At 62.8% G+C, this 6,217-nt stretch carries 4 protein-coding genes and 1 pseudogene; 3 read left to right on the top strand and 2 right to left on the bottom strand.

Going from position 1 to position 6,217, the window contains the following annotated elements:
- Positions 1-247 precede the first annotated feature (247 nt).
- Together G6N73_RS34240 and G6N73_RS34235 are read left to right on the top strand one after the other, a co-directional pair.
- Positions 248-3,517, top strand: coding sequence for an adenylate/guanylate cyclase domain-containing protein (locus tag G6N73_RS34240; protein ID WP_165034326.1), 3,270 nt, complete (start codon positions 248-250; stop codon positions 3,515-3,517).
- Between the two features lie 19 nt (positions 3,518-3,536).
- The gene (locus G6N73_RS34235; protein ID WP_165034325.1) at positions 3,537-4,211 is read left to right on the top strand and encodes a peroxiredoxin-like family protein; all 675 of its coding nucleotides are present in this window, start codon (positions 3,537-3,539) and stop codon (positions 4,209-4,211) included.
- Positions 4,212-4,241: 30 nt separating this feature from the next.
- On the opposite strand, the pseudogene G6N73_RS34230 reads toward G6N73_RS34235, so the two are convergent.
- Both G6N73_RS34230 and G6N73_RS34225 read right to left on the bottom strand, forming a co-directional pair.
- Positions 4,242-4,381, bottom strand: a pseudogene (locus G6N73_RS34230) (glutamine amidotransferase-related protein); the annotation flags it as partial.
- A gap of 257 nt (positions 4,382-4,638) precedes the next feature.
- Positions 4,639-5,295 (bottom strand): redoxin domain-containing protein, encoded by a 657-nt coding sequence (locus G6N73_RS34225; RefSeq protein ID WP_165034324.1) that lies wholly within the window; start codon positions 5,293-5,295, stop codon positions 4,639-4,641.
- A gap of 384 nt (positions 5,296-5,679) precedes the next feature.
- Between G6N73_RS34225 and G6N73_RS34220 the strand changes: the two genes are divergently transcribed.
- The gene (locus tag G6N73_RS34220; RefSeq protein WP_165034323.1) at positions 5,680-6,000 is read left to right on the top strand and encodes a hypothetical protein; all 321 of its coding nucleotides are present in this window, start codon (positions 5,680-5,682) and stop codon (positions 5,998-6,000) included.
- Positions 6,001-6,217: the final 217 nt, after the last annotated feature.

The raw sequence follows: 6,217 nt of genomic DNA, 5'->3' as shown, positions 1-6,217 counted from the left end.
GGCGACCCAGCAAAGGGTCATTGTTCGATGCAATTTCACAGCGTTGTGAACAAATTCCGTCGGCTGGCAGGCGGCCTGGTTCGATAAGCCTTATTTTCACTTCAAGTTTTTACATCCGGCGACCCGCCAGCGTTGTTTTATTCACGCTGCTTGCCCGTTTTCCCTTACGGGTCCATTCTCATTCCCGGATTGGGAGGCTTCGGCAACTGGTCCGAAGGCCTATCGATGGTCCTATGGAGGTCGATCGATGAACTGCGCGGGTTGCGGATTCGGGATCCAGAGCGGCTTTGCCTTCTGCCCGAAATGCGGCATCAGGCAACCAAAAGCCTGCTCTGGCTGCGGCTATCCTTGCCCGTCCGACTTTGCGTTCTGCCCAAAATGCGGCGCCCCAACGGACAATGCGAGCGCGGAGGGGAGCCCTACCAGCCGCGCCGCTTCGGCGCCGAGCGGGAAGGTTGGGCAAGCCGCCCTGCCCGCCGTCGACGCCGACCGCCGCACCGTCACGGTTCTGTTCGCCGATCTCAGCGGCTTCACCACACTCTCGGAGCAGATCGACCCGGAACTCATGCGAGCCCTGCAAAACGATCTGTTCGAGGAGCTTACCGAAGCGGTGCAGAGTTTCGGCGGCTTCGTCGACAAATTCATCGGCGACGCGCTGCTGGCGCTGTTCGGCGCACCGGTCGCGCATGAGGACGATCCAGAGCGCGCACTTCGTGCCGCGCTCGACATGGTCGAGCGGGCTTCGCGCATGGGCGAGCGCTGGCAGGCGCGGGCCGGCTCGCCGCCAGTCCTCCACATCGGCGTCAACACCGGTCCGGTGGTCACCGGCGGGTTCGGTGCGGGAATCGCCAAGTCCTACTCGGTGACCGGCGATACGGTGAACACCGCCCAACGGCTGCAATCGATGGCACCACCCGGCGAGGTGCTGGTCGGCCCACTGACCCAACGCCTCACCCGGCACGCCTTCTCCTTCGAGACGCTCGGCGAGACCACTCTGCGCGGCAAGACGGGAAGTACACCGGTCTACCGCCTGCAGGGTCTGCGCGAAGCCCCGCGTCCGGCGCGTGGATTGGAGGCGCTGGGCCTCAGCGCCTCGCTGATCGGCCGCGATGCCGAACTCGAGCGGATGCTGGCCAGCCTCGATCTCGCATGCAGGGGTTCGGCCCAGCTGGTGCGGCTGGTCGGAGAAGCGGGCATCGGCAAGTCGCGGCTGCTCAACGAATTCATCGCCCGTATCGGCGACGAAGAGCGCTTTGCCGTGGTCGCGATCAGACAGGCGGCCTGCTCGCCGCTTGGAGAGCAGTCCTATGGTACGCTTGCCGCCGTCGTTCGGAGCGCCGCCGGCATGCCACAAGGCGGCCCCGTAGCTGAAACCAGGGCAAGGCTTTCCGACCTGCTGGGCGAACTCGGCCTGGACGACGAGGAGGCGGCCCGCCTGACGCCGCTTCTGTTCCATGTCATCGGCCTCGGCGATCCGGACGGCGCCCTGCGGCATGTCGAACCCGAACAACTCCGCAGGCAGATCTTCTTTGCCATCCGCACCATTTTCGAACGACGGCTAGCACTCGGGCCGCTGCTGATCGTGGTGGAGGATCTGCACTGGGCCGATGCGGTGTCGCTGGAGGCGCTGCGTTTCCTGATGGACCGACTGGAGCGGCGACGGCTGATGCTGGTGTTCACCCATCGCCCGACATTCGAGGTGGAACAACTCGATTCAAGCCGGATCAGCCATACGACGCTCCGCCTCGCTCCGCTCGACGATAATGATGGGCGCAAGCTGCTCGCCTCACTTTTCGGCCAAGGCTGGGACAAGACGTTAAACACTCTCGGCAGCCGGATTCTCGAACGTGCCGGCGGAAACCCGCTATTCGTCGAAGAGATCGTGCGCGGCTTCATCGAGAGCGGGGTTCTGGTGCGCGATGGGCCTCATTGGCGGGCTGCGGCGAGTGAAACTGCGGCTGAAATTCCGGCGAGCATTCAGGCGATGCTGCTCGCCCGGATGGACAGGCTGCAGCCCGAAGTGCGCAGGCTGGCCCAAGAAGCAGCGGTCCTCGGCCCGCGTTTCGGCGCAACGCTGCTTGCCGCCGTTTCGGCCGACCCGACGAAAATCGAGGCGGGGCTCGATCTGCTCTGCGATGCCGAGATCATCGACGAGGTGGCCGACATTGGCTCGATCGCGTCGCAATCCTATCGTTTCACCCAGGCCTTGCTCCAGGACGTGATCTACCAAAACCTTCTTCTGCAGCGGCGCACCGAAATGCATGGGCAGGTCGGGGCGGCGTTGGAACAATCATGCGGGCAAGAGCCGGAGCGCCTAGAAGATCTGCTGCTCCTCGGCCATCATTTCAGCCTGAGCGCCAACAAGTCAAAGGGTGCGCACTATCTACGCGCGGCCGGCGACCGAGCGCGCACGATTTACGCAAATGACGACGCTATCCGCCATTACCAGCAGGCACTGACGGCGCTTGCCGATGATCCGGAACCCGTGGAGCTCAGGCTCTCCTTGCACGAGCGCGTCGCCGACCTTTGCGGTTCAACGGGCCGGCGCGATGCGGCCCGTGAACATTACCGAACGGTGCTTGAGGTTCGCCGGGCCGCGGGCGATCGCGTCGGGGCGGCGCGGATATTGCGCAAACTCGGCCGGTTGCTTTGGGAATCCGGCAAGCGAAACCAGGCGGAGGCGCACTATGCCGAAGCGGCTCTGTCGCTTGAAGGAACGGATGCGCGAATCGAGCACGCGCTTCTGCTCCAGGAGCGTGGCCGCCTAGCGTTTCGTAACGGCGAGCACGCCGCCGCCGTCAAATGGGCGGATGACGCGCTCGGCCACGCCGAAGCTCTGCCGCTGGATGCCGACGAGGAAACCAGGCTGGAGGCGGCGCACGCAACGGCAGAGGCGCTCAACACAAAAGGGGTCGCACTGGCGCGTCTTGGACGGAGCCGCGAAGCCCTGCGGGAGGTCGAGCGGAGCGTTGCGGTTGCCGAAGCCGCCGGTCTGCTCAGCGCGGCCTGCCGGGGTTATACGAATCTCGGCGTGCTCTACACTATAATCGATCCGACCCACGCCATGGAGGTGTGTCGGCGGGGCCTCGACGTGGCGCGCCGTATCGGCGATCTCGGTTTCCAGGCGCGGCTTCTCGCCAATCTCGCTGTCGCCAGTTGCACCTTCACCGACCGCTGTAGCGGCGAGGGTGTTCCCGCCGCCAAAAAGGCGATCGAACTCGACCGCGCACTCGACCAGCGCGAGCACCTGCCTGTCCCGCTGATCGTTCTCGGGCAGATCCATCAATGCCATGCCGAGCCCGACCTCGCAGCACGCTGTTACAATGAGGCGCTGGAGGTGGCGCGGGAAACAGGCGAGCCGCAGATGCTTTTTCCGTGCTATGATGGCCTTGCCACGCTGAACCTTGACATAGGCGATATGGCCGAAGCCGAACGGTACTTTTCCCTGGCGCAGGATCTATGCGCCCAACACGGGCTCGATCCCGAAGGGCTGGTCGTGCTGCCGTTTCTTGATTAGCGGGTGGAGTAAACTGGATATGTCCGAGCGTCATTCCGAAGGCCCGTTGCAGCCGGGCGACCGTGCGCCAAATATCGTGCTCGAGGCGATTACCCGTGACGGGAAGATCGCCATCGACGATTACCGTGGGCAAAAGCCGCTCTTGATCGGTCTGTTCCGCGGTCTGCATTGCCCATTCTGCCGGCGCCACATCGCAGCACAGGCGCAAATCGATAGGGCTTTGCGCGAAAGAGGGGTCGAATCGCTGGCGGTCGTCAACACGCCGATCGAGCGCGCGCGCCTTTATTTCCGCTATCGGCCGATGCCCGATCTGCTCGCGGCGTCCGATCCCGAGCGGACCTCGCACCGCGCCTTCGGTTTGCCGAACCTCGAATTCACCGAGAACCAAACCGAATGGCCGTACAAGATCAGCGTTGGCGCCGCCATGTCGATGAAGATGGACCTGCCGGAACTGCCGGAGCCGATGGATCCGATGACCGCGTCCGAGGTCCTCAACGAGAAGGATGGCTATGAAATAAACGAGGACGACGAGCGGATGATCGCTACGGGACAAGGCCAGTTGTTCGGCCAATTCCTGCTCGACCGTGACGGCGTCGTGCGCTGGAGCTTCACGGAGGTTCCTGAAGGCGGCCGCCGGATGTTCGGAGCGCCGAGCCGCGAGGAGCTGATGTCGGCCGCCGAGCAGGTCGTCTGATCGAACAGGAACCGCTCCAGGCGAACCGGGCCTGGATTGCTCCACCGCTGCGTTGATAAAGCTGGCGAAGAGAGGGTGCGGCTCCATCGGCCGGCTTTTCAGGTCGGGATGGTACTGGACGCCGATGAACCAGGGTGGTCGGGATACTCGACGGTTTCCGGCAGCACGCCGACGGTTTCCGGCAGCACGCCGTCTGGGTACTGAATTGGACACTCCCGCCCGTGGTGCCGGCCAATCTTTATTAGTGGGCGGCGATGTACCAATCTCCCTATGATTGGACTGGTGACGAAACCGGGGTCGCAAGAGCGCGTCGTCTGCTGAAGTAGGTCGCTGCGGTATGCGCGGCAGGCCAGGTGGCCTGATTGGCATGGAACGCTTGGGGAGCGTTGTGGGCAGCAGAGAGCGACAAGCCCTGAAAACCTCCGGTTTAGTCGGCCAGCGAGCGCGCTGCGGCCAGGATTTCGTCGGCAGAAGGAAACCTGCCCACTCCGGCTAGCCCATCGGCCGCGCACTCAATGTTTGCCCAGCGGACGATGCCGTCCCGATCGATCAAAAATTGGCCCTTAAGCTGAGGCCACTGTCGCTCCATATCGATCTGGTCAATCTCGTTTTCTTGATAACCATCCAGCCTTCCAATGGCCTCTGCCGCTTGCGAGACCGGCAGCGGTTCTGCTAACAACCCGTCTGGGTTGATCAAGGTGGTTTCCAGCCCCCTCAGGAACTCCGGCGTCGGTATGGGTTTTGGAACGCCGTATGCTTGGTGCGTCGAGAGTTCGGGATCAGCCGCCAGACGAAGGCGTGTGGGCCGATATCGGAAATAAAGCTGCGCGTTGTCGGGCGGTGTCGCCACAACTCCGAGCGTTTCAACTCCTGCAGACTTAAGCTCAGGCTCTGATGCCGCGATTTGGGCGATTGCGCGGCGGCAGAACGGGCACCAGAGGCCGATGAACAGTGCAAGAAAGAATGGGGTCCTTCCCCGATAGTCGGCCAAGGATACCGTCCCGCTTCCGTCCACTGCGGGTAAAACAAAATCCGGAGCGGGGTTGCCTGGCGAAACAGGTTGGGAAATCTGGGTGATGTTCATGGGAACGAATCCTCCTAAACAGCATAGCACCAACATCCAGTGGCGCAGATCGGCGAAAAGTCGGGCGGCTGACGCTTTTCAGTCAGCCCCGCACGATCCGCTCCACGGGAGGTACTTGAGAACCATGCTAGCAGATTTTGCATGACTGTTGGGCACTGAGACACGATCTCATGGTTGCTGTGAATCGGCGTGCCCGCGTGACCCTACCCCCCACTGAGATTTCCGGCCTTATGTGTAGCAAGAGCACCAACATTCCGGTAGCGCGAGATGGCAAAAATCCTCCAAAATCCGGAAGCTGACGCTACCCTGTCCCCGTGTAGCGCCAGCCCCGCACGGGTCTTCCCCCGGGAGTGCGTAAGGGAACCCACGCAAGGGAATGGTATCATGGACACTAGCTGCCAAAACACGATCTCAGGGTTGCTTCGCCCGCCTCGCACTGAAACTGTTGAGCACACGATCACCGGCTTGCTTGCCAAGCGCGCCGACCTGTTCAACGAAGCCGAGCGCATTCGCGACCGGCTTGCCGAGATCAAGAATGACATCGGCGCGCTTGACCGCACCTTGAACGTTCTCGGCTATGCCGGCGATCTGGACGCCGCCATGCCGCGCCAGAAGCGGGAAGTCTCTTCGGCAAAGGCGAGCTGTCCCGCGCGATCTGTGGCGAACTGCGCAACGCCGAAGGGCAGTTATCCAGCCGCGATATAGCCCGAGAGATCGTCACCATGCGCGGAGAGGACGCGCGCATCCGCCGATACGCGGATCACTTGGCGGCAAAAGAGGCGAGGCCGCCGTATGCGTCTACATCTGCACCTTGCCCCTGCCCAATTTGGCAGCAGTGATCCACGGCATAACCGCCTCCGGATCTTCCAGGACTCCCGCCCTCTTCGCAAAGCCGACAAAGGCATCGCGCGCCATGCTCATT

The sequence above is a fragment of the Allomesorhizobium camelthorni genome (genome assembly GCF_011045125.1).
GTDB lineage: Bacteria > Pseudomonadota > Alphaproteobacteria > Rhizobiales > Rhizobiaceae > Allomesorhizobium > Allomesorhizobium camelthorni.
Note: the sequence above shows the minus strand (reverse complement) of the source record. Positions and strands in the feature narration are given on the sequence as shown.

What these genes read in the sequence shown, in the direction of transcription:
- G6N73_RS34240 (WP_165034326.1), top strand. Translation starts at nt 248, where the DNA reads ATGAACTGCGCGGGTTGCGGATTCGGGATCCAGAGCGGCTTTGCCTTC.
- G6N73_RS34235 (WP_165034325.1), top strand. Translation starts at nt 3,537, where the DNA reads ATGTCCGAGCGTCATTCCGAAGGCCCGTTGCAGCCGGGCGACCGTGCG.
- G6N73_RS34225 (WP_165034324.1), bottom strand. Translation starts at nt 5,295, where the DNA reads ATGAACATCACCCAGATTTCCCAACCTGTTTCGCCAGGCAACCCCGCT.
- G6N73_RS34220 (WP_165034323.1), top strand. Translation starts at nt 5,680, where the DNA reads ATGGACACTAGCTGCCAAAACACGATCTCAGGGTTGCTTCGCCCGCCT.